This window comes from Pseudoxanthomonas sp. F37 (assembly GCF_022965755.1).
Lineage (GTDB): Bacteria > Pseudomonadota > Gammaproteobacteria > Xanthomonadales > Xanthomonadaceae > Pseudoxanthomonas_A.
Window position 1 is genome coordinate 1,456,757 of the sequence record NZ_CP095187.1, and the last position, 19,096, is coordinate 1,475,852.

General features: G+C 70.3%; 22 protein-coding genes and 1 tRNA gene. 11 read left to right on the forward strand and 12 right to left on the reverse strand.

Annotated elements, in window-relative coordinates; all coding sequences use genetic code 11:
- Window positions 1–43: 43 nt before the first annotated feature.
- A complete protein-coding gene (fdxA, locus tag MUU77_RS06695; protein ID WP_162110889.1) occupies window positions 44–367 on the reverse strand; it encodes a ferredoxin FdxA in 324 nt (107 codons plus the stop codon).
- A gap of 302 nt (window positions 368–669) precedes the next feature.
- Between fdxA and MUU77_RS06700 the strand changes: the two genes are divergently transcribed.
- Window positions 670–1,377, forward strand: a complete 708-nt coding sequence (locus MUU77_RS06700; protein WP_245093060.1) for a pirin family protein — start codon at window positions 670–672, stop codon at window positions 1,375–1,377.
- A 61-nt stretch (window positions 1,378–1,438) separates the two neighbouring features.
- Here MUU77_RS06700 and MUU77_RS06705 read toward each other — a convergent pair whose 3' ends face one another.
- The 8 genes from MUU77_RS06705 to MUU77_RS06740 all read right to left on the reverse strand — a co-directional run bounded on the left by MUU77_RS06705 (window position 1,439) and on the right by MUU77_RS06740 (window position 7,733).
- The gene (locus MUU77_RS06705; protein WP_245093062.1) at window positions 1,439–1,597 is read right to left on the reverse strand and encodes a DUF1427 family protein; all 159 of its coding nucleotides are present in this window, start codon (window positions 1,595–1,597) and stop codon (window positions 1,439–1,441) included.
- Window positions 1,594–1,824, reverse strand: a complete 231-nt coding sequence (locus MUU77_RS06710) for a XapX domain-containing protein (RefSeq protein WP_185896581.1) — start codon at window positions 1,822–1,824, stop codon at window positions 1,594–1,596. Before MUU77_RS06710 ends, MUU77_RS06705 begins: the two co-directional genes overlap by 4 nt.
- Window positions 1,821–3,455 (reverse strand): MFS transporter, encoded by a 1,635-nt coding sequence (locus MUU77_RS06715; protein WP_245093064.1) that lies wholly within the window; start codon window positions 3,453–3,455, stop codon window positions 1,821–1,823. The genes MUU77_RS06710 and MUU77_RS06715 overlap by 4 nt, the downstream gene beginning before the upstream one ends.
- A 2-nt stretch (window positions 3,456–3,457) precedes the next feature.
- The gene (locus tag MUU77_RS06720; RefSeq protein WP_245094285.1) at window positions 3,458–5,311 is read right to left on the reverse strand and encodes an amidohydrolase; all 1,854 of its coding nucleotides are present in this window, start codon (window positions 5,309–5,311) and stop codon (window positions 3,458–3,460) included.
- 88 nt (window positions 5,312–5,399) lie between these two features.
- The gene (locus MUU77_RS06725) at window positions 5,400–5,858 is read right to left on the reverse strand and encodes a DoxX family protein (RefSeq protein WP_245093066.1); all 459 of its coding nucleotides are present in this window, start codon (window positions 5,856–5,858) and stop codon (window positions 5,400–5,402) included.
- A gap of 11 nt (window positions 5,859–5,869) precedes the next feature.
- Window positions 5,870–6,526 carry a hydrolase gene (locus tag MUU77_RS06730; RefSeq protein WP_245093068.1) on the reverse strand — a complete coding sequence of 219 codons (657 nt, stop codon included), beginning with the start codon at window positions 6,524–6,526 and terminating at the stop codon, window positions 5,870–5,872.
- 90 nt (window positions 6,527–6,616) lie between these two features.
- Window positions 6,617–7,216, reverse strand: coding sequence for an NAD(P)H:quinone oxidoreductase (gene wrbA, locus MUU77_RS06735; RefSeq protein WP_245093070.1), 600 nt, complete (start codon window positions 7,214–7,216; stop codon window positions 6,617–6,619).
- A gap of 52 nt (window positions 7,217–7,268) precedes the next feature.
- On the reverse strand, window positions 7,269–7,733 hold the full coding sequence (locus MUU77_RS06740; RefSeq protein WP_245093072.1) for an AraC family transcriptional regulator: 465 nt from the start codon (window positions 7,731–7,733) through the stop codon (window positions 7,269–7,271).
- 257 nt (window positions 7,734–7,990) lie between these two features.
- Here MUU77_RS06740 and MUU77_RS06745 point away from each other — a divergent pair, with 257 nt between their 5' ends.
- The 4 genes from MUU77_RS06745 to MUU77_RS06760 all read left to right on the forward strand — a co-directional run bounded on the left by MUU77_RS06745 (window position 7,991) and on the right by MUU77_RS06760 (window position 11,184).
- Entirely contained in the window at window positions 7,991–8,608 is a 618-nt protein-coding gene (locus tag MUU77_RS06745) for a response regulator transcription factor (RefSeq protein WP_245093074.1), read from the forward strand.
- An 81-nt stretch (window positions 8,609–8,689) separates the two neighbouring features.
- A complete protein-coding gene (locus MUU77_RS06750) occupies window positions 8,690–9,496 on the forward strand; it encodes a MipA/OmpV family protein (RefSeq protein ID WP_245093079.1) in 807 nt (268 codons plus the stop codon).
- A 31-nt stretch (window positions 9,497–9,527) separates the two neighbouring features.
- Window positions 9,528–10,079, forward strand: a complete 552-nt coding sequence (locus MUU77_RS06755; RefSeq protein ID WP_245093080.1) for a GNAT family N-acetyltransferase — start codon at window positions 9,528–9,530, stop codon at window positions 10,077–10,079.
- Entirely contained in the window at window positions 10,072–11,184 is a 1,113-nt protein-coding gene (locus MUU77_RS06760) for an MBL fold metallo-hydrolase (protein WP_245093082.1), read from the forward strand. Before MUU77_RS06755 ends, MUU77_RS06760 begins: the two co-directional genes overlap by 8 nt.
- Before the next feature lie 7 nt (window positions 11,185–11,191).
- Here MUU77_RS06760 and MUU77_RS06765 read toward each other — a convergent pair whose 3' ends face one another.
- The 3 genes from MUU77_RS06765 to MUU77_RS06775 all read right to left on the reverse strand — a co-directional run bounded on the left by MUU77_RS06765 (window position 11,192) and on the right by MUU77_RS06775 (window position 13,461).
- A complete protein-coding gene (locus MUU77_RS06765) occupies window positions 11,192–12,568 on the reverse strand; it encodes an ATP-binding protein (protein ID WP_245093084.1) in 1,377 nt (458 codons plus the stop codon).
- A complete protein-coding gene (locus MUU77_RS06770) occupies window positions 12,565–13,197 on the reverse strand; it encodes a response regulator transcription factor (protein ID WP_245094287.1) in 633 nt (210 codons plus the stop codon). Before MUU77_RS06770 ends, MUU77_RS06765 begins: the two co-directional genes overlap by 4 nt.
- A 189-nt stretch (window positions 13,198–13,386) precedes the next feature.
- Window positions 13,387–13,461: transfer RNA gene (locus MUU77_RS06775), tRNA-Glu, on the reverse strand.
- 84 nt (window positions 13,462–13,545) lie between these two features.
- Here MUU77_RS06775 and pcnB point away from each other — a divergent pair.
- From pcnB to pgi, 6 genes are all read left to right on the forward strand, one after another.
- Window positions 13,546–14,889 (forward strand): polynucleotide adenylyltransferase PcnB, encoded by a 1,344-nt coding sequence (pcnB, locus tag MUU77_RS06780; RefSeq protein ID WP_245094290.1) that lies wholly within the window; start codon window positions 13,546–13,548, stop codon window positions 14,887–14,889.
- Window positions 14,886–15,377 carry a 2-amino-4-hydroxy-6-hydroxymethyldihydropteridine diphosphokinase gene (folK, locus tag MUU77_RS06785; protein ID WP_245093086.1) on the forward strand — a complete coding sequence of 164 codons (492 nt, stop codon included), beginning with the start codon at window positions 14,886–14,888 and terminating at the stop codon, window positions 15,375–15,377. Before pcnB ends, folK begins: the two co-directional genes overlap by 4 nt.
- A 17-nt stretch (window positions 15,378–15,394) precedes the next feature.
- Window positions 15,395–16,207, forward strand: a complete 813-nt coding sequence (gene panB / locus MUU77_RS06790) for a 3-methyl-2-oxobutanoate hydroxymethyltransferase (protein ID WP_245093088.1) — start codon at window positions 15,395–15,397, stop codon at window positions 16,205–16,207.
- Between the two features lie 37 nt (window positions 16,208–16,244).
- The gene (panC, locus tag MUU77_RS06795) at window positions 16,245–17,087 is read left to right on the forward strand and encodes a pantoate--beta-alanine ligase (RefSeq protein ID WP_245093093.1); all 843 of its coding nucleotides are present in this window, start codon (window positions 16,245–16,247) and stop codon (window positions 17,085–17,087) included.
- A 95-nt stretch (window positions 17,088–17,182) separates the two neighbouring features.
- Window positions 17,183–17,563 carry an aspartate 1-decarboxylase gene (panD, locus tag MUU77_RS06800; RefSeq protein ID WP_162108577.1) on the forward strand — a complete coding sequence of 127 codons (381 nt, stop codon included), beginning with the start codon at window positions 17,183–17,185 and terminating at the stop codon, window positions 17,561–17,563.
- A gap of 1 nt (window position 17,564) precedes the next feature.
- A complete protein-coding gene (pgi, locus tag MUU77_RS06805; protein ID WP_245093095.1) occupies window positions 17,565–19,076 on the forward strand; it encodes a glucose-6-phosphate isomerase in 1,512 nt (503 codons plus the stop codon).
- Window positions 19,077–19,096 lie beyond the last annotated feature (20 nt).

The window sequence follows — 19,096 nt, forward strand, 5'->3', positions numbered from 1 at the left end:
GGGCGCCAGTGGCGCCCTTTTTCGTTGCCGTCGTGGAGGCGGATCAGCGTTCGAGCAGCGGCAGCTTGCCCGGCTTGCCTTCCCATTCCTTCGCGTCGGGCAGCGGATCCTTGCGCGTGGTGATCACCGGCCATGCGCGCGAGAGTTCCGCATTCAGCGCCACATAGCCTTCCTGGCCCGCAGGCACGTCGTCCTCGGGATAGATGGCGTTGATGGGGCATTCGGGTTCGCAGAGCGTGCAGTCGATGCATTCGTCCGGATCGATCACCAGGAAGTTCGGGCCTTCGTGGAAACAGTCCACCGGGCAGACTTCCACGCAGTCGGTGTACTTGCACTTGATGCAGTTTTCGGTGACGACGAAGGGCATGAAGACGCGGCTCTAACGGAAACCGCGCAAGTTTAATGCACGTGGCAGGCGATGGCGCATCGAACGTCGTTCCGACCGCTGCGCGCGTACCGGCACTGCGACGCCGTGTCGCAGCCGCCGGCCGGCGTGGGCCGCGCACGCAGGTCCGCGATCGTGCGCGGGCCTGCGGATACGCTTGGCGTGCGGCGGCCAAGGCTGCTTGTTTTGCAAAAATAGAACAATCAATAGGTATTTTGTATATTTATTCCATTGGTGGCGATATCCATGCTGTGCGCCACACCCGACTTCCAAGGAGTACCGCCATGATCACCCTCCGCCCTGCCCATGAGCGCGGCCACGCCAACCATGGCTGGCTGGATTCCTGGCACAGCTTCTCCTTCGCGAACTACTTCGACGACAAGCACGTCCATTGGGGGCCGCTGCGCGTGATCAACGAGGACCGTGTGGCCGCCGGTCGCGGCTTCGGCGAGCATGGCCATCGCGACATGGAGATCATCAGCTACGTGCTGGAGGGCGCGCTGGGCCACAAGGATTCGATGGGCAACAGTTCCAGCATCGTGCCCGGCGACGTGCAGCGCATGAGCGCCGGCACCGGCGTGCAGCACTCGGAGTTCAACTACAGCCAAACCGGCACCACGCACTTCCTGCAGATCTGGATCATCCCCGACCGCCAGGGCGTGCAGCCCTCGTACGAGGAGAAGTCGTTCCCCGCCACCGACAAGCAGGGCCGCCTGCGCCTGGTCGTCAGTCCCGATGGTGCCGACGGTTCGGTCAGCATCCACCAGGATGCACGCATGTACGCGGGCCTGTTCGATGGCAGCGAGAAGGCGGAACTGCGCCTGGCGGATGGCCGGCTCGGCTACGTGCACATCGCGCGCGGCGAGGCGACCGTCAACGGGCAGGCGCTGAAGGCCGGCGATGCGCTGCTGTACCGCGACGAGCCGCTGGTCAGCATCGAACGCGGCATCGGCGCCGAAGTGCTGGTGTTCGACCTGCCGGCGATGCAGTAAGCGTCGTCATGTGGCGAAGGGAAGGGCGCGCCTGTCGCGCCCTTTTCCGTTCGGGCCGTTGTCAGCCCAGCAATCGGTCTGCGACCAGGAAACCCGCCGTCATCGCCACCACCAGCAGTGCACCCTGCAGACGCGGAGGTGCGGGCACCGGGATGTCGAGCCAGCGGCAGGCGATGCCGATGGCCAGGGCAAGCACGATGCCCACCAGTGCCGTGATCATGGCCTGTCGCTCCGCACGCCGTGGCCGGTAGGTCCGCCGCAGTCGCGTCGATGCCGCGCTTCGCGCCGGACCAGCGCGCGGTCGGCCAGCATGTAACCGCTGGTCATCGCCACCACCAGCAGCGCGCCGACCAGCACCGGCGGTGCCGGTACCGGCACCCCGAACGCACGGCAGCCGAAACCGATGGCGAAGCCCAGCAGCAGGCCGGCGATGAATTTTCCGTTCAAGCAAGGCCTCCTTGGGCGGGAGCAGCGGAGGGCGGGGCCACGCCCGGCGCGCCGCCGATGAAATGCCGTACCAGGGGCCGCTGCGCGGGATCGGCCAGCGTCTCCAGCAAGGCGTCCTGGAGGGCGCGCTCGTCCTCCGTCACGCGTTCGTGCTGGCGCAGGTGTTCGCGCCACGAAGCGTCGACGAAATACTCCAGATACACGCCGGGTTGCGTGCTGTCCTCGGCCACGCCCCATTGCAGCGCGCCGTTGCGGCGGCGCGCGCGTCCGAGCGGTTGCATGCGCTGCAGGAAGGTCGCGCGCCGCGCGGGGTCGATGCGGTATTCGATCGTCACCAGCACCGGACCGCGATCGTCGTGCAGGTCCGGGCCGACCACCGGCTGCGGCCAATGGCCGGACGGCGTCACGTTGACATGCGCGGCTTCGCCCAAGCGGAAGCGTGCGCCGACGAGTGCGGCCACGGCGGTGCCGAGGCCGGCGGCCAGCAACGCGCGCGGCGTGCCGAAGGTCTGCGCCAGCCAGCCCCAGCCCAGGCTGCCCGCCGCCATGCCGCCGGAAAACACCACGATGTACAGCGACAGCGCGCGTGCGCGTACCCAGGCCGGCACCGCGGTCTGCGCGGCGATCTGCAGCGAAGACAGCACCGCGATCCAGGCGAAGCCGGCCAGCAGTGCGATGGCGTACAGCAGGGGCACCCAGCGCAGCAACGCGATGGCAAGGATGCACGCGGCATACGCCAGCGTCGCCAACAACACCATCCGGTCCGGGTCCATGCGCGTGCGCAGGCCGGGCAGCAGCATCGCGCCGCCAATGGCGCCCGCGCCGATGCAGCCGAGCAGCAGGCCGTACGTGCCCGCGCTCGCGTGCAGGTCCTGCTTCACGACGATCGGGAGCAACGCCGTCAGTGCGCTGGCGAAGGTGAAGAACCACGCAGCCTTCACCAGGACCGCCTGCAGTACGCTGGCGCGCGTGGCGTAGCGAAGTCCGGCGCGCAGGGCGACACCGAAGGTTTCCGGCGGCAACACCGAGGTGGCCGGCGCGCGGCGCCAGCGCCACAGCACCACCGCCACGCCGAGGAAGGTCAGTGCGTTGACGGCGAAGGCCCACGCGATGCCGGCCTGCGCCACGATCAGGCCGCCCAGCGCCGGCCCGATGGCGCGCGCGATGTTCATGCTCAGCGAGCCCAGCGCGACCGCGGGGCCCAGCATCGGCTTGGGCACCAGTTCCGGCGTGGTGGCCTGCTGCGCCGGCATCGCCATCGCCGCGCCGATGCCCAGCGCGAACGTCAGCGCCACCAGGACCCAGGGGCCCAGGCGGTCCAGGTGGGCGAGCACGGCCAGCGTGCTGGCGACCAGCAGCATCCACAGCTGCGCCAGGATGAGATAGCGTCGCCGGTCCACGATGTCGGCCAGCGTGCCCGCGATGACCGCCAGCAGGACCACCGGCAGGGTGGTGGCCGACTGCACCGCGGCGACCATCAGCGGCGAGTCCGTCGTTTCGGCCATGACCCAGGCGGCGGCGACATCATGGATCCACGTACCGATGTTGCCGACCAGGATGGCCAGCCAGAGCGCGCGGAACGTGGGCTGTCCCAGCGGGGACCACGGGCCGTGAGTGGCAGGTGCGGACATGCTCAGAACGCGAAGCACGCGCAGCCGAGCGCGCCCCAGAAGGCCTGCAGGTCGCGCGTGGGGACGGCGTGGTGCGCCGCATGGGTGTGTGCATGTCCGTGCGCGTGCACGCGGCAGGCCGGGCCATGCGCATGCGCAAGCGCCGCGCTGGCCTGCGCGAGCGTTCCGCCCTGGTAGCCGCCGAAGCGGTTGACCGGCGACCAGTCCGGCATCGGTGCGGGCAGGGCGGGCGCATGCGGCGCGAACGGCCCGGTGGCGTGCACGATGCGTCCATCCACCACGGTCAGCACGCTGGTGATATCGGGAATATCGTCCTCGGCCACCGTGAAGTAGTCGGCCGACAGCAGCGCGCAATCGGCGAACTGGCCCGGCGCCAGTCGGCCCTTGCGCGCCTGCTCGGTGGAGAACCAGGCGCTGCCGTGCGTCCACAGCTGCAGCGCCTCCTGGCGCTCCAGCCGGTTGTCGTCGCCGTACATCTGCAACCCACCGAGCGTGCGCCCGCTGACCAGCCAGTACAGCGCCACCCACGGATTGTAGCTGGCGACCCGGGTGGCGTCGGTGCCGGCGCCCACCGGTACCCCGGCCTGCAGCATCCGCCGCACCGGCGGCGTGTGCCGCAACGCGTCGCTGCCGTAGCGCTGCGCGAAGAACTCGCCCTGGTAGGCCATGCGGTGCTGGATGGCGATGCCGCCGCCGAGCGCGCGCACGCGCTCGATGTTGCGCGGCGAGATGGTTTCGGCGTGGTCGACGATCCAGTGCAGGCCGTCGAACGGCACTTCCCGGTTCACCTGCTCGTAGACGTCGAGCACGCGGGTGATGCTCTCGTCGTAGGTGGCATGGATGCGGAACGGCCAGCGCTGTTCGGCCAGGAAGCGCACCACGTTCGCCAGTTCGCCTTCCAGCGTCGCCGGCAGGTCGGGGCGCGGCTCGCGGAAATCCTCGAAGTCCGCCGCCGAGAACACCAGCATTTCGCCGGCGCCGTTGTGGCGCAGCAGGTCGTCGCCCTGGCCGGGTTTGACCATCGCCGACCAGCGCTGGAAATCGGCCAGCTCTTCGCCCTTCTTCTGGGTGAACAGGTTGTAGGCGATGCGCACCGTCAGCTGCCCCTCGGCGTGCAGCTGTTCGATGATGCGGTAGTCCTCCGGATAGTTCTGGAAACCGCCGCCGGCATCGATCACCGAGGTGATGCCAAGGCGGTTGAGCTCGCGCATGAAATGGCGGGTGGAGTTGAGCTGGTACTCGGCCGGCAGCCGCGGCCCCATCGCCAGCGTCGCGTACAGGATCAGCGCGTTGGGCCGGGCCAGCAGCAGGCCGGTGGGATGGCCGGCCTTGTCGCGCTGGATCTCGCCGCCCGGCGGGTCCGGCGTGTCCTTGGTATAGCCCACCGCGCGCAGTGCAGCACGGTTGAGCAGCGCGCGGTCGTACAGGTGCAGGATGAAGACCGGCGTATCCGGCGCTGCGGCGTTCAACTCGTCCAACGTCGGCAGGCGTTTCTCGGCGAACTGCGATTCGCTGAAGCCGCCCACCACGCGCACCCACTGCGGCGCTGGCGTGACCGCCACCTGCGCCTTCAGCATCGCCATGGCGTCGGCCAGCGAGCGCACGCCGTCCCAGCGCAATTCCAGGTTGTAGTTCAGGCCGCCGCGGATCAGGTGGGTGTGGCTGTCGTTGAGGCCCGGCACCAGTCGGCGACCGCCGGCATCGATCACGCGGGTGGTGTCGCGGGCATGCGCCATCACCTGGGCCTCGTCGCCCACCGCCAGCACGCGGCCATCGGCGAAGGCGATCGCGCTGGCGGAGGGCTGTGTCGCATCCAGCGTGGTGATGCGCGCATTGCGCAGGATCAGGTCGGCCATGCGGGACTCTCCGGGGCGGGCATCGCGGGGCAGCGCGGCGAGCGTGGCCGCGGCCGCCACGCTCTTCAGCAGGTGGCGGCGCGTATCGTCAATGGCCATGCGCGCTCCCCCGGCGTGCCGCGCGCAGGGCGTCGAAGGACAGGGCGCCCGCGCCGGTCAGCGCGACCGCGAGGCTGGCCAGCAACCATAGCAGCGGGTACTCGATGCCGCCGTGCATCCAGAACCAGCCATGCGAGAGGTTCAGGGCGACGGTAACGCCGAGGAACGCCGCCGAACCCAGCGCCGCAATGCGCGTGCATGCACCCACGACCACCATCAGGCCCAGGAGGGTCTGCAGCGCCGCGAGCAGCAGGGGCAACGGCGGCGCGGAGGGCAGGCCGAAGTGCTGGAGTTCGGCCGCGAATCCTGCGATACCGGGTCCGCCGAACCAGCCCAGCAACTTGCCCAGGCCATGCGGCAGCAGGAAGCCGCCGGCAGCCAGGCGCAGCACCAGCAAGCCGGCCGATGTCGTGCCCGGACGCACAACGGAAGCGGTGTGGGCGACCATCGCGCGCGCCGTCAGTGGCCGCCCTCGGACGCGCCGAACATGCGCTTGGCGTACTGGATGCCCAGGCCGTAGCCGCCGCCATGCAGCTTGGCGATGCCGGTGGTGAGGTCGTAGGTGGCGCTGCGTGCCCAGTCGCGCTGCAGTTCCAGCAGGTACTGCACACTGGTCAGCGGCCGCACGCCGGCCTGGATCATGCGCTGCATCGCGCGTTCGTGCGCTTCGCCGGTGACATCGCCGCAGGCGTCGGCGATCACGTACACCTCGAAGCCCTGGTCCAGCGCCGACAGCGCCGGTCCGACGATGCATACGCTGGTCCACAGCCCCCCCAGGACGATGCGGCCCTTGCCGGAGGCATTCACCGCGGCCACGACGGCCGCATCCTCCCAGCAGTTCATGGTGGTGCGGTCCAGCACGTTCGCGTCCGGGAACGCGTCGGGGATTTCCGGGAACAGCGGGCCGGAGAAGGACTTCTCGGCGACCGTCGTCAGCAGCGTCGATACGCCGAACCCGGCGGCGCCCTTGGCCACCAGCGCGACGTTGTTGCGCAGCATGGCCACGTCGATGGAATGCGTGGCGAAGGCCATCTGCGACTGGTGGTCGATCAGGACCAGGGTGTGGTCGGCCGGCGTGAGCAGGGTCTTGCCGGCGGCAGGAGAGGCGGTGGGCATGTCGGGCTCCAGGCGTGAAGGAACGATCGCGCCACTGTCGCGGACATGCGTGCACGCCGGATTGCACCGGCGTGCGCGCTGGTGCGCGCGTCAGCCGTGCAGCTTGATCGCGGTCTCGGCCACGCGCCGGCCCTGGTAGCGCGCGGCGTCCAGTTCGTTCCCGGTGGGCTGGCGCGATCCGTCGCCGCCGGCGATGGTGGTCGTGCCGTAGGGCGAGCCGCCGGTGACTTCGTCCAGTTTCATCTGTCCGGCGTAGCCGTAATCCAGCCCCACGATCACCATGCCGAAATGCAGCAGGTTGGTGATGATGGAGAACAGCGTGGTCTCCTGGCCGCCATGCTGGGTGGCGGTCGAGGTGAACGCGGCGCCGACCTTGCCGTGCAGGGCGCCCTTGGCCCACAGGCCGCCGGCCTGGTCCAGGAAGTTGGCCATCTGCGAGGCCATTCGCCCGAAGCGCGTGCCGGTACCGACGATGATGGCGTCGTAGTCGGCCAGTTCGGCGATGGAGGCCACCGGTGCGGGCTGGTCGAGCTTGTAGTGGGATTTCCTCGCCACGTCCTCCGGCACCAGTTCCGGCACGCGTTTGACGTCGACGCTCGCGCCGCCGGCGCGCACGCCTTCAGCCACCGCGTAGGCCATCGTCTCGATGTGCCCGTAGGCGGAGTAGTAGAGGATCAGGACCTTGGCCATGGCAGGACTCCAGCGGGAAAGGGGACGCGCCGCACGCGGCGGACGGGCAGGGTTACGCGGATCGGGTTACCGGCGTGTGCAGGTGGCAGAACTCGCGCGGCGAATAGCCCGTCATCCGACGGAAGGTGCGGGTGAAATGGCTCTGGTCGAAGAAGCCCAGCGATGCGGCCGTGGCCGAGATCTTCTGCGGACCGCGGGCCAGTTGCTCCTTCGCCAGCGCGATGCGCTTGGCCAGCACGAACTCCATGGGGCTGCGCCCGGTGCTGACGCGGAACAGGCGGGCGAAATGGAAGCGGCTGATGCAGGCGGCGCTGGCGATGTCGGCGAGGGTGAGGGTGTCGCCGATGTGGTGCTCGATGTAGTCCAGCGCGCGTGCCAGCGCCCGCGGACTCAGGCCCCGGGCGCCAGCCTGGGCTTCATGTGCTTGGAGGGGTGCCGACCCTGAGATGGCCGGCAGGGTGAAGGGAAAAGCGGGCGCGACGGTCTCGCGCAGGAACAGGGACGGGGGAGCATCCACGGCGGTGTCCTCGGGCGGCGATGGCGGGAGGCGCCTGCCACCACAGGGGTGTGCGGCGGGTGGGGCGGGCAGGCGCGTGCCATGGTGCGGGCCCCCGCGCTGCGCCCGTACCCCCATCAGGGCGGGCCGGCGCTCACTCGAATGGGGGTGGGCGATCCGCGATGCGGTCCCGGAGTTGCCTGCGCGGCGACTGCCCTCGTATCGTGATATGACACGTCCCCCTCCCCGGTGCCCGGCGCCGCGCCCCGACCGCTCCCATGCCGATCCGCATCCTGACCGTCGATGATCACCCCCTGTTGCGTGAGGGCATCGCGGCGGTGATCGAAGGCCAGCCGGACATGCAACTGGTCGGCGAAGCCGCCAACGGCCTGGAGGCCCTGCAGGTGTTCCGCGACTGCCGCCCCGACGTGACCCTGATGGACCTGCAGATGCCCGGGATGAGCGGGGTGGAGGCCATCGGCGCCCTCCATCGCGAATTCCCGGAAGCCAGGGTGGTGGTGTTGACCACCTACCAGGGCGATGCGCAGGCGCTGCGCGCGTTCAAGGCCGGGGCGGCGGGTTACCTGCTCAAGAGCATGCTGCGGCGCGAACTGGTGGACACCATCCGCAGTGTGCACGCCGGCCGCCGCCGCATGCCGCCCGAGATCGCGGCCGGCATCGCCGAACACGCCTCCGACGATGCCCTGAGCCAGCGCGAGATCGAGGTGCTGCGGCAGGTGGCCGACGGCAACGGCAACAAGCGCATCGCCCAGTTGCTCGGCATTTCCGAGGAAACGGTGAAGGCGCACATGAAGAACATCCTGTCCAAGCTGGATGCCAACGACCGCACCCACGCGGTCACCATCGCGGTGCGTCGGGGCATCATCGACCTCTGAAGCGGATTTAAGGAGTTCTTAAAGAGGCTGCGGGAGCATGGCGTGGCCGGATATCCGGCTCCCCCACCCGAGGCCCCTCCCATGAGCGCACTGCGCGTCTGCACGCCCCTGCTGTTGCTGTTCCCCCTGTCCGCCGCCGCGCAAGTCGTCGAGCGCACCGATGCCAAGGCGCAGGACCAGGTCTCCTCGCGCTGGAGCGCCGGCCTGGCGGTGGTCCATCGCGACAGCGAGTACGCCGGCGAAGGCACGCGCACGCGCCTGCTTCCGAACATCGCCTACGACGGCGACCGCTTCTACCTGCGCGGCGCCGCCTTCGGCTACCGCGTCCACACGGACGAGCGGATCGAACTGCGGGCCTTCGTCGCCGGCCGCCTGGACGGCATCGACGCGGACGACTTCGGCGTGGCCGAGCTCGCGCGGCGTGGCGTCGACCGCAGCCTGCTGGAAGACCGGGACGACAGCGTCGACCTCGGCATGGCGGCCAGCTGGAAAGGGGCCGCCGGCAAGCTGGAGCTCGATGTGCGCAGCGACGTCACCGGCACCAGCGACGGGTATGCGGTCGCGCTGGACTACAGCTACCCGCTGGCGTTCGGCCGCACCCGCGTGATCCCGTCGGTGGGGGCCGTGCGCCTGTCGGAGGACATGGCCAACTACTACTACGGCACGCTCGACGAAGAGATCGCGCGGGGCGTGGTGGCTTACCGTCCCGGCGCGGCCACCCTGGCGCGCGCCAGCGTCACCGTGGTCCGCCCGTTCGCCGGACGCTGGGCCCTGCTGGGCACTCTCGAATACCGCGCGCTGCCGGACGCCCTGCGCGACAGTCCGCTGGTCGAAGAGGGCAAGGACCGCGCGGCCTCGTTGTTCATCGGCGTCTCGCGCGGCTTCTAGGCCAGCCCGTCTCCTTCAAGAGGAACCCACCATGTCATTGACCGCAGCTCCCCGGCGCGGCGAAGCCCTCGCCGCGCCCGCCATCCGTGCCATCGAACCCATGCCGCATGTCCGCATCACCCGCGTGACCCGCGCCTGCGCGGCTGCGTTGATGCACCTCTGCGACCGCCACATGGCGGAATCGCCGGCCGGGGCCAACGCCCAGCGCGCCGCCGGCGGTCGCGTGCTGGAACTGATGGAGGCCCTGTTCGAGGCGCCCCTGCGCGCATGGGCGTGGATCTGCGAACGCGACGGCATGCCGCAAGGCTATGCCTTCGGCACCGTCGGCTTCTCGATGCTCGAACGCGCCTACTACTTCAACCTGGAGTCGCTGTACGTGTCCGCGGAGGCGCGGCCTTCCGGTGCCGCCTCGGCACTGTTCGACGCGGCACGCGCCATGGCCGACGAACTGGGCTGCGTCGACCTGCGCTGGCAGGTGCCGGTGGCGCAGGCAGGCGCGCTGGCGTTGCCGGGGCAGGCCGCGGCCGCTTCGGTGATCCAGTACGTGTTCCCGACATCGCTGCGGAGCCTGCGCGATGAGTGAGCGGATCGAAGCCGGGGCGCCGGCGCACCTGCGTTGGCGGCGAAGGGTCGCCATGGCATGCGTGTCGGCGACGGCCGCGGTGTACGCCGGCGCGCCCGGCTGCAGCACGCTGGCCTATCCGCAGTCGCCCCAGTATGGCGAGGACGGGTTCCAGAACGGACGCAAGCCGCGTCCGCTGGGCTGGCGGCAGGCCGGCAGGCTCTGGTGGGATTTCCTGGTCGGCGGCAAGCCCGCGGGCACGGTGCCCGCGGGCGGGATCCCGGTGCAGGCGATGTCCGCGCAGCAACTGGCGCAGGCGCCCGACGGCACCGTGTATCGCCTGGGGCATTCCACGGTGCTGCTGAAGATCGAGGGCCGCTTCTGGCTGACCGATCCGGTGTTCGCCGAGCGCGCATCGCCCGTGCGATGGGCCGGACCCAAGCGCTTCCATGCGCCGCCGCTGCCGCTGGACGAGCTGCCGCAGTTGTCCGCCGTGGTGCTGTCGCACGATCATTACGACCACCTGGATCGCGACACCGTCGTCGCGCTCGCGGCCAGGACCGACGTCTTCCTGGCGCCGCTGGGCGTAGGCGATCGCCTGGCGCGCTGGGGCGTGCCGCGCGAGCGGATCCGGCAGCTCGACTGGTGGGAGAGCACGGACGTGGCGGGCGTGCGGTTCACCGCTACGCCCTCGCAGCACTTCTCCGGCCGTACGCCGTTGGACCGCAACAGGACGCTGTGGGCGTCGTGGGTGATCCAGGCGGGCGACACCCGGGTGTTCTTCAGCGGCGACAGCGGCTACTTCGACGGCTTCCGCGCCATCGGCGACCGCTTCGGGCCGTTCGACCTCACCCTGCTGGAATGCGGCGCCTACGACCGCCGCTGGCAGGACGTGCACATGCTGCCGGCGCAGACGCTGCAGGCGCATCGGGACCTGCGCGGCCGCTGGCTGGTGCCGGTCCACAACAGCACGTTCGACCTGGCCTTCCATGGCTGGAGCGAACCGATGGAAACGCTGCATGCGCTGGCGCGCGATGCCGGCGTGGACATCGCCACGCCCGTCATCGGCGCCCCTCTGGCGATCCGCCAGCCGGACGGCACGCAGCCGTGGTGGCGCGCCGAATGATCCGCCCTCAGGGGTTGTCGGGTGCGGCCGCGAAGCGCACCCGGCAGCCGAAGCCGCGGCCGGCGATGCCGTCGCCCGCCACCAGGGTCGCTTCGTGCGCCTGCGCGATGCGCTGGACCAGCGACAGCCCGATGCCGCTGCCGCGTTCGCCATTGCCGTGGCTGCCGCGGAAGAACCGTTCGAAGACGCGTTGGCGCTCCTCGGGCGCCACGCCCGGTCCGTTGTCGCGCACGGAGAGCCAGGCCGTGCGGCCCTCGTCCTCGGTGCCGCAGGCGATCTCGATGCGCCCCTGCTCGCCGCAATAGCGCACCGCGTTGTCGATGAGGTTGCGGGCGAGGATGCCGAGATCGTCCAGGTCGCCGCGCACGCTGGCCGGCTCGGCGTGCACGCTGATGGTCTGGCCACGCCGCGCCGCCATCGATTCGAATTCGCGTGCGACCATCGTGACGACATCGGGCAGCTGCACGGTCGGCTGCTCTTCGCGCAACGGCGAGGCCTCCACGCGCGCCGAATCCAGCAGCTGCTGCGCGAGCCGCGACGTGCGCTGGATGCCCTGCACCAGCGGCTCCAGGGCCGCGCGCGCGTCGGCCTGCGAGCCGGCGCGCAAGGCCACCTGTGTCTGGGTCAGCAGGGCCGCCAGCGGCGTGCGCAGCTCGTGCGCGGCGTCGGCGAGGAACTGGCGTTCGCCGCGCATCGCCTCCGACAGCCGCTCCAGCAGCAGGTTGAACGAGTCCACCAGCGGCCTGATCTCGCGCGGCAGGCCGGCGGAGGGCAGGGGGGCCAGGTCGTGCGCTTCGCGTTGCGCCATCTCGCGGCGCAGCCGGTTCATCGGGCGCAGGCTCCAGTGGATGGCCAGGCCGACGCTCATGCCGAGGATCAGCAGGATGGCAATCCCGCTCCACACGCTGACCTTCACCCAGTACGCCAGCTCGGCGCGCATCGCCGACAGGGCCATGCCGGACTGCACCTGGATGCGGCCGCCGGCATCGGTGACCGCGTAGACGCGCCAGGGCTCGCCGGCCACTTCGGTGACCACGAAGCCGGGGCGGAAGTCGGCCTTCAGCGGCTGCGAGGGTGCGCCATCGGACAACACGACGGGCTTGTCGCGGCCGAGGATCCACACCTGGTAGCGCAGCGTCTCGAATTTGCGGCCTGCCACGCTCGCCTGCGTCGGCAGCCGCAGACGCGGGCCATCACCCAGGGCGGTGAGGTTGGCCGGCATCGACAGCAGGATCTGCTCGCTGACCTCCTGCAGGAACAGGTCGTCGTGGCCCTTCTGCTGGCGCGTCATCTGGAAATGCTGGCTGCCCAGCCAGCAGCCCCATCCCACCGCGAGCGGGGTCATCACCGCGAGCAACAGCTTGGACTTGAGCGAATGGCTCATTCGCCATCTCCCAGGCGGTAGCCGAAGCCGTGCACGGTGACGATGACGCCCTCGCCCAACTTCTTGCGCAACTGGTGGATGTATACCGCGATGGTGTTGCTCTCGATCGCGCCGTCGCCGCCGTAGACCAGCGATTCCAGCATGTCGCGCGCGATCACCCGGCCGGGACGTTCCATCAGCGCCAGCAGGGTGCGGTACTCGTGCACGCCCAGCCGCACCGGCCGATCGCCCAGGCGCACCGAGCGGTCCGCCGGGTCCAGCACGATCTCGCCATGGCGCAGCACGGGCGCCACGCGGCCCTGGGTGCGGCGGACCACGGCGCGCAGGCGCGCGCCGAGTTCGCCGGCTTCGAAGGGCTTGACGATGTAGTCGTCCGCGCCGGCGTCCAGGCCGCGCACGCGGTCGCTGAGCTGGTCGCGGGCGGTGATGATCAGCACCGGCGTGGTGTCGTAGCGCTGCCGCAGCGAGGCCAGCACGTCCAGGCCGGAGCCGCGGGGCAGCCCCAGGTCCAGCAGGACCGCGGTGTAGCCGTGGTCGATCAGCGCCAGGCGTGCGGACGCGGCATCCCCGGCGCGGTCGATCGACCAGCCGTCCTGCGCCAGTGCGGCGGCCAGCGCGTCGCCGAGCATACGATCGTCTTCAACCAGGAGCAGGCGCGACACGAGCGTGCCTCGGGGTGGCGGGACCCCCATGCTAGGGAGTAGCGATTAAACCGGTTTTAATGCGGCGCCGGCCAGCGCTGGAAACGCAAAACCCCGCCGGAGCGGGGTTCTGGTCGTTCCACCTGCCGCGGATCTCAACCCGCGGCCTTGGCCGGATGGCGCTCCCTAGGGGACTCGAACCCCTGTTTTAGCCTTGAGAGGGCCACGTCCTAACCACTAGACGAAGGGAGCGTTTTTGGTGAAACCGGCCTAGCGGATTAGTATATGCAACGGGCTCGCCCAGGGCAATCAGTCCGGGCCGCCGTGTGACCCCTCCTGCATGGAACCGCCGCTATTACGCCGTCCACCGCTCTGCGAACCATCCCGCGCGACCAGCACCCCATCTCGCGCAAGGACATCAGCCCCAACGCGCTGCGCGTGCTCTACCGCCTGCGGGACGCAGGGTTCCAGGCGTACCTGGTGGGGGGCGCGGTCCGCGATCTGCTGGTGGGCGGGCACCCCAAGGATTTCGACGTCGCCACCGACGCCACGCCCGAACAGGTGCGCCAGCAGTTCCGCAACTGCCGCCTGATCGGGCGCCGCTTCCGCCTGGCCCACGTGGTGTTCGGGCGCGAGATCATCGAGGTCGCCACCTTCCGCGCCAATGTCGACGACGGCAGCGGCGACCGCGAGATGGACAACGGCCGGCTGGTCCGCGACAACGTGTACGGCACGGTGGAGGACGACGCGGTGCGTCGCGACTTCACCGCCAACGCGCTGTACTACGCCATCGACGACTTCTCGGTGCGCGACTACGTCGGCGGCTTCGAGGACACGATGGCGCGGCGGCTGAAGCTGATCGGCGACCCCGAGCAGCGCTACCGCGAGGATCCCGTGCGCATGCTGCGCGCGGTGCGGCTGGCCGCGAAGCTGGATTTCGAGATCGATGCCGATACCGCGGCGCCGATCGCGCCGCTGGCGCCCCTGCTGGCCGAGGCCGCGCCCGCCCGGCTGTTCGAGGAGATCCTGAAGCTGTTCCTGTCCGGGCATGGCGTCGCCAGCTTCGAAGGGCTGGAGCGCTTCGGCCTGCTGAAGGTGCTGTTCCCGGAGACGGCGGCCGCGCTGGCCTCCAACCGCAGCGGCGCATTGCGCCGGATGGTGCTGGCGGGCCTGGCCGGAACCGACCAGCGCGTCGCCAACGACGAACCGGTGTCGCCCGCATTCCTGTTCGCCCTGCTGCTGTGGCCCGCCTACTGCCGCGCGCTGATGGGCCTGCAGGCGCAGGGCGTGCATGCCGAGGAGGCGCAGCGCCGCGCGGCCGACCGCGTCACCCTGCACCAGTTGAATACCGTGGCGCTGCCGCGCCGCTTCTCGTTGCCGATGCAGGAGATCTGGTTGCTGCAGACCCGCTTCGGCAACCGCCAGCGCAAGCGGGTGATGCGCCTGCTGTCGCATCCGCGGTTCCGGGCGGCCTTCGATTTCCTGGTGCTGCGGCTGGCGGCCTCGCCCGAGCATGCCGAGGACGTGGCGTTCTGGCGCGAGGCGCAGACCCAGTCGGGCGAGGAACTGGCGGCCGCGCTCGGCGTCGCTCCGGCGGTGGACGCGCTGGCCGACGAGGGCGCGCCGCCCGTCAAGCGCCGCCGCCGCCGGCGCCGCAGCACGGCCGCGTCGCCGGAATGACGCCGGACATCCGGGCCGCCGTCGGCCTGGGCGCCAATCTGGGCGATGCCGTCGGCACGTTGCGGCAGGCGGTCGAGGTGTTGGCCGCGCGCGATGGCGTGGCGCTGCGTGCGGTGTCGCGCTTCTACCGCACGCCGGCGTGGGGCCGGCAGGACCAGCCCGACTTCGTCAACGCCGTGGCGCTGGTGGACACCTCGCTCGCGCCGCGCGCGCTGCTGGACCTGCTGCTGGCGGTGGAAGCCGAGTTCGGGCGCCATCGCGTCGCCGGCGAGCGCTGGGGTCCGCGCTCGTTGGACCTGGACCTGCTGCTGTACGGCGATGCGGTGATCGACTTGCCGGGCCTGCGCGTGCCGCATCCGCACCTGCACGAACGCGCTTTCGCGCTGGTGCCGCTGCTGGACGTGTGGCCGGACGCCCGTATCCCGGGTTACGGCGATGCGCGGGATGCTGTGTCCGTGCTGGAAATGTCCAACATCCATCCGCTATGAGTGGATAATAAGGCGCTATGAGCACGCACGCCGACAGCAAGCCCTGGACCGTTCCCGCACTCGCCGACGCCAAGCGCGAGGGCCGCAAGCTGGTGATGCTGACAGCATACGACAACAGCTTCGCGCGCGTGCTGGATGCCAACGGCGTGGACCTGGTGCTGATCGGCGACTCGTTGGGCATGGTGGTGCAGGGGCACGACTCCACGCTGCCGGTGACCGTGGACGACATCGTCTACCACACCCGCGCCGTCGCCCGCGGCCTCAGCCGGGCGCTGCTGGTGTCCGATCTGCCGTTCCAGTCCGATGCCACGCCCGAGCGGGCGCTGGACGCCGCCATCGCGTTGCTGCAGGCCGGGGCGGAGATGGTCAAGCTGGAAGGTGCGGGCCACAAGCTGGAGGTCATCCGTTTCCTGGCCGAACGCGACATCCCGGTGTGCGCGCACCTGGGCCTGACCCCGCAGTCGGTGCTGAAGTTCGGCGGTTACCGCGTACAGGGGCGCGACGAGGCCGCCGCGGCGCGCCTGCGCGAAGAGGCCCGCGCTGTCGCGCAGGCCGGCGCGCAGCTGCTGGTGCTGGAATGCGTGCCGTCCTCGCTGGCGGCCGCCATCACCGCCGACCTCGCCATTCCCACCATCGGCATCGGCGCCGGCCCCGGCTGCGACGGGCAGGTGCTGGTGCTGCACGATTTCCTCGGCCTGGATACGGGCCACCGGCGCCCGAAGTTCGTGAAGGATTTCCTTGCCGAGGGCGGTTCGGTGGCGGGCGCGGTCCGCGCCTATGCCGACGCGGTGCGCAGCGGGGCGTTCCCCGACCACGCCCATTCCTACTGACCGCGCCGCGCGCAAACCACACGCCACAGGGGCCACGATGATCGAGACCATCACCGAACTGGAGGCGCTGCGGGCCCGCGTCAGGGAATGGAAGCAGCAGGGCCTGCGGGTCGGCTTCGTGCCGACGATGGGCAACCTGCATGCCGGCCACTATTCGCTGGTGATGCTGGCGCGCCAGTACGCCGACCGGGTGGTGTCCAGCGTGTTCGTCAACCCCACCCAGTTCGGTCCCAACGAGGACTTCACCCGTTACCCGCGCACGCCGGAAGCGGACATGAGCGGGCTCGAAGGCGCCGGCTGCGACGTCCTCTGGCTGCCGACGGTGGAATCGATGTATCCGTTCGGGGTCGAACTGGCGGCCAACGTGCACGTGCCGGGCGTGAGCGGCGTGCTGGAAGGCGCGCACCGCCCCGGTCACTTCGACGGCGTGTGCACGGTGGTCAGCCGGCTGTTCAACCAGGTGCAGCCCGACGTGGCGGCCTTCGGCAAGAAGGACTACCAGCAACTCGCGGTGATCCGGCAACTGGTCACCGACCTGGCGTTCCCGGTGCAGATCCTGGCCGGCAGCATCGTGCGCGAGGCCGACGGCCTGGCGATGAGTTCGCGCAACCAGTACCTGTCCGCCGACGAGCGCCCGCGCGCCGGGGAGATCCGCAAGGCGCTGCTCGCCATGCGCGACGGCCTGCTCGCCGGCCTGCCGCGTGCGCAGGTGGAAGCCGGCGCGGCGCGGCGGCTCACCGAGGTCGGGTTCGCCGTGGACTACACGGTGGTCCGTCGTCCCGACCTGAGCGAGCCGGCCGACGGCGAAGCCGGTGCGCGCGTCGCCCTGATCGCGGCCAGGCTGGGACGCACGCGGCTGATCGACAACCTGGAGTTCTGAACGCGCCAGCGGCGGACGCGGTGTTGCACGGCCATGCATGCCGCCCCAGGCGCAAGGGGCTAAACTTCGCGTTCCCGATCCAGATTCCGCCCGCCATGCACCTCAGCCTGCTCAAGACCAAGATCCACCGCGCGACCGTCACCCATTCGGAGCTGAACTACGAAGGCTCCATCGCCATCGACGGCCTGCTGCTGGACGCCACCGGCATCCGCGAGTTCGAACAGGTGCACATCTGGGACGTCACCAACGGCGCGCGCTTCTCCACCTATGCGATCCGCGCGGACGAAGGCAGTGGCATCATTTCGCTCAACGGCGGCGCCGCGCGCCACGTGCAGGTGGGGGATCTGATCATCATCGCGGCGTTCGCGTCGATGAGCGAGCAGGAAGCCGACCAGTTCCAGCCCACGCTGGTGTACGTGGACGGCCAGAACCGCATCACCCACACCAACCGCAGCATTCCCAAGCAGGCCGCCTGACATGAGCCAGGGTTTCGACGCGCTGCAGCCCCACGCCACGCGCCTGCGTGGCGCCCCCCTGAGCGGTCTGCTGGCGCGCGAGCCCGGCCGGGTGGCCGCGCACGCCCTGCGCAGCGGGCCGCTCTACTTCAACTTCGCGCGGCAGTCCTACGACGCGGCCGCGTGGCAGGCCCTGGTGGAGCATGCGCGACAGGCGGACCTGGCCGTCGCTTTCCGCCGCCTGTTCGACGGCGAGAAGGTCAACGTCACCGAAGAGCGCGCAGCCCTGCATACCGCGCTGCGCGGACGCCATTCCGACACCCCCGTGGCGCGCGAGGCGCACGAAAGCGCGTTGCAGGTGCGCGCGCGGATGGCGGACCTGATCGCGCAGCTCGAGGCCAGCGACATCACCGACATCGTGAGCGTGGGCATCGGCGGTTCCGACCTGGGGCCGCGGTTGGTGGCCGACGCGCTGCGCGACCCGCTGCCGGGGCGCTTCCGGGTCCACTTCCTGTCCAACGTCGACGGTGCGGCCGCCCAGCGCACGCTCGCTCCGCTCGACCCCGCGCGCACCGCGGCGATCCTCATCTCCAAGACGTTCGGCACCCAGGAGACCCTGCTCAATGGCGGCATCCTGCGGGACTGGCTGGGTGGCAGCGAGCGGCTTTATGCCGTCAGCGCGAATCCCCAGCGCGCCGCCGCGGCCTTCGACATCGCGCCCGCGCGCGTGCTGCCGATGTGGGACTGGGTGGGCGGCCGCTATTCGCTGTGGTCCGCGGTCGGCCTGCCGATCGCGCTGGCGATCGGCTTCGACCGTTTCGAGCGTCTGCTGGCCGGTGCGTCGGACTTCGACGCGCACGCCGTCCACACGCCGCTGGCCGACAACATCGCCGTGCGCCATGCGCTTACCGCGGTGTGGAACCGCAATGTGCTGGGCCATGCGGCGCAGGGCGTGATGACCTACGACCAGCGCCTTGCGCTGCTGCCGGCCTATCTGCAGCAGCTGGTCATGGAAAGCCTGGGCAAGTCGGTGAAGCTGGACGGCACGCCGGTCGACGCCGACACGGTGCCGGTGTGGTGGGGCGGCGCAGGCACGGATGTGCAGCACAGCTTTTTCCAGGCGCTGCACCAGGGCACCGGCATCGTGCCGCTGGATTTCGTGGGCACGGTCAACAGCGACGCGCCGTATGCCGAGAACCACCAGGCGCTGCTGTCCAACCTGCTGGCCCAGAGCGAGGCGCTCGCGAACGGGCAGCGCAGCGACGATCCGCACCGCAGTTACGCCGGCGGTCGCCCCAGCACGCTGATCCTGCTGGACGCGTTGACCCCCGAGGCGCTTGGCGGCCTGATCGCGATGTACGAGCACAGCGTCTACGCGCAGTCCGTGCTGTGGGGCATCAACGCGTTCGACCAGTTCGGCGTGGAGCTCGGCAAGCAGCTGGCCAATGGCCTGCTGCCGGCGCTCAAGGGCGAAACCGAGGCGCAGGATCCGGTGACCCGGGCGCTGCTGGCCGAGATCGCGGCGCGCGGGTGAGGGGTCCGCAGCACTGCTTT